Origin of the sequence: Microbacterium sp. CH-015 (genome assembly GCF_049707015.1) — a bacterium.
Taxonomy (GTDB): domain Bacteria; phylum Actinomycetota; class Actinomycetes; order Actinomycetales; family Microbacteriaceae; genus Microbacterium; species Microbacterium aurum.
Genome location: NZ_JBNAFJ010000024.1, coordinates 1 through 2,822 on the forward strand (window position 1 = coordinate 1; position 2,822 = coordinate 2,822).

At 63.9% G+C, this 2,822-nt stretch carries 4 protein-coding genes; all 4 read right to left on the bottom strand.

Translation table 11 applies throughout. From position 1 onward, the window contains the following. The coding region (locus tag ACPYN4_RS15405) for a DUF262 domain-containing protein (RefSeq protein WP_424446865.1) at positions 1 to 534 on the bottom strand (534 nt) is incomplete at its 3' end. Between the two features lie 88 nt (positions 535 to 622). Next, positions 623 to 973 (bottom strand): hypothetical protein, encoded by a 351-nt coding sequence (locus tag ACPYN4_RS15410; RefSeq protein ID WP_424446866.1) that lies wholly within the window; start codon positions 971 to 973, stop codon positions 623 to 625. Between the two features lie 70 nt (positions 974 to 1,043). Continuing rightward, positions 1,044 to 2,288 carry an IS256 family transposase gene (locus tag ACPYN4_RS15415; RefSeq protein WP_239282848.1) on the bottom strand — a complete coding sequence of 415 codons (1,245 nt, stop codon included), beginning with the start codon at positions 2,286 to 2,288 and terminating at the stop codon, positions 1,044 to 1,046. A gap of 69 nt (positions 2,289 to 2,357) precedes the next feature. Next, positions 2,358 to 2,822: hypothetical protein (locus ACPYN4_RS15420; protein WP_424446867.1), on the bottom strand; the 465-nt coding region annotated here is incomplete at its 5' end.

Below are 2,822 nucleotides of genomic sequence, written 5' to 3' on the forward strand. Positions count from 1 at the left end.
CTCGCTGGCGTCGAAGATGTCGCTCACGGGGAACCACTTCTTCGCGTCGTCCTCGGCGGCTTGCGTGATCTGCTCCTTGGGAAGGAACGCAAGGTGGTACTTCAGACCAGCCTCGTTCTCGGGCGCCTCGCCAAGCAGGTTCAGGTAAAGCCGCCGCTCGGGGTACGACCACGCCTTGTTCGCCCACGCGCGCGGGTTGCGGTAGGCGTAGGTGCCCCGCAGTCCGATGTTCAGCGAGGTGAGCCGCTGCTGGCCGTCGAGAACAGCGATCACCTCTCGATCGGTCGGGATATCGACCACCGGGTTGTGCTTCTTGTCGTAGCCGCTGTAGTCCTTCAGAAACCCGTAGAACTTGAAGGCGCCCACAGTCTCAGGTAGCACCTTCCAGGACAGGAAGCTGCCGACCGGGTATCCGCGCAGAACGGAGTCGAAGATCTTGATGACCTGCGACGGCTTCCAGACATACTCACGCTGGATCGCGGGGAGGATCAACTCGTTCTTCTGGATCAGCTTCAGCGCGGTAGCGATCGTCATCGGTTCTTTGTGGCCCACGCGGAAACACTATCGATGAGGGCGGACGCCCGTTCGTTGTGTAGCGCGCAAGTAGCGCCGACGCACTCCGTCAGCCGAGCAGGCTCAGTACCGGCCTGCTGGCGTCTGTACCCAGAAGGTCCAACTCGATCGAGGCACGATCCGCAAGGGCATGAGGCGTCAAGCCTCGTGCTAGGCCACTCACCATCTCGTTTACCCCTGCAGCGACCAGAGACGGCGCAAGGCCGGACACCGCCTCGAGCGAGACATTGCTCGTCTTGCCGGCATGCATCACGAAGTTGCGGTGGTAGTACACGCGCAGGAACAGCGTCGTGAGGTACTGCCTCACACGCTTGAGGACTGTCTTCGGATCATCAATCACGGCGCGGTATCGGTAGTACGCGGCAATGTCTGTCAGGTCGGTGAACTCCAGCTCGTTCACCATGAGATCCTTCGAGGGTCAAGTCCTTTTGAGTGGTGTATCTGATTCGTGATCCTTCGATGGTTTGGGGTCAGGCGGTGAGGGCTTGGAGATCGGGTTCGGTCACCTCCTCGGGGGCGGGTTCGGGTTCGCCGACGCGGCGGGCTTTGGCGAGGGCTTCGAGGCCGAGGTAGCGGCGTTGCTCGGTCCATTCGTCGTGCTGTTCGGCCAGGACGGCGCCGACGAGGCGAATGATGCTGTCGCGGTTGGGGAAGATGCCGACGACGTCGGTGCGGCGGCGGATCTCTCGGTTGAGGCGCTCGTTCGGGTTATTGGACCAGATCTGCTTCCAGATCTCTTTCGGGAAGGCGGTGAACGCGAGGATCTCGTCGCGGGCGGCCTCGAGGTGTTCGAAGCTGCGCGGGAGCTTGTGTTCGAGGGCGTCCAGGACGCGGTCGAACTGGGCGTTGACGGATTCCTTGTCGGGCTGGTCGAACACGGTCTGCAGCAGCGTCTTCACCCACGGCCACGAGCTCTTCGGGGTCACGGACATCAGGTTCGCGGCGTAGTGGGTGCGGCAGCGTTGCCAGCTGCCGCCGAGGGTCGCGCCGGCCGCGGCGACAAGCCCGGCGTGCGCGTCGCTGATGACAAGCTTCACCCCGTTCAGGCCGCGGGCGACGAGGTCGCGGAAGAAGCTCAGCCAGCCGGCGCCGTCCTCGGTGGAGGTGACCTGCAGACCCAGGATCTCGCGGTAGCCGTCCGCGTTCACCCCGGTCGCCACGAGCACCGCGACCTTCACGACACGGCCGCCCTCCCGGACCCTCATCGTGAGCGCGTCCGCGGCAACGAACGTGTAGGGGCCCTGGTCGAGCGGGCGGGTGCGGAACTGCTCGACCTGCTCGTCGAGGTCCTTCGCCATCTCGGACACCTGCGACTTCGACAGCCCGGTGATCCCGAGCGTCTTGACGAGGTCCTCCATCCGGCGGGTGGACACGCCGAGGAGGTAGCTGGTCGCGACCACCGTGGTCAGCGCGGCCTCCGCCCGGCGGCGGCGCTCGAGCAGCCACTCCGGGAAGTAGGTGCCCGCCCGTAGCTTCGGGATCTTCACGTCGATCGTGCCGGCGCGGGTGTCGAAGTCGCGGTGCCGGTACCCGTTGCGACGGTTCACCCGGTCGTCGGACACGGTGCCGTAGGAGGCGCCGCAGACCTGGTCGGCGTCCGCGGAAAGCAACGCGTTGATGAAGGTGGACAGCATCTCCCGCAGCAGATCCGGGGACGCCTGGGACAGCTGCTCATCGAGGAAGCGGGCAGGGTCGATACTTGGTACGACGGTCATCGTCGTGGTTCCTTTCGAGACGGATGTGAAGAGTTCTCTCGAAGGATCACACGGTGACCGTCGCCACATTCACAGCGACGTGGCCACCGGATCCGTACACCACGCTATTGGACGCAACCCCTTCGAGAAACTCGCGAACGAGTCGGTCCGGCACGGGAACTGCCTGCCGGCCTTGCTCAACTTCTTGACCCGACGATATAGATCATCAGCGAGGGTGCGAGGGTACGCGCAAGTGATGATCGATGCCATGCGGTGTGCCACGAGATGTCCACCCTGCTGGGTTCGGCCAAGGAGAGCCTCAGCAGACGCCCACAGGGTCGCAAGAGACACCCCGTGCGTCGCTTGAAGGTGGGGTGTGAGCAGGTGAAGAGTTTCGGTGAGTGATTCACCGAGCTCGCCGTCCTCGAGCGAGGTGATCAGCTTTCGGTCCTTGAGCGCCGGGATCGAAACCAGACGCTCGGGGTCCGGAAGTTTCCAGAGCTTGTTAGCCGTCTTTTCGAGGACAATTCGATTCACGGGACGCTGGATCTGCCC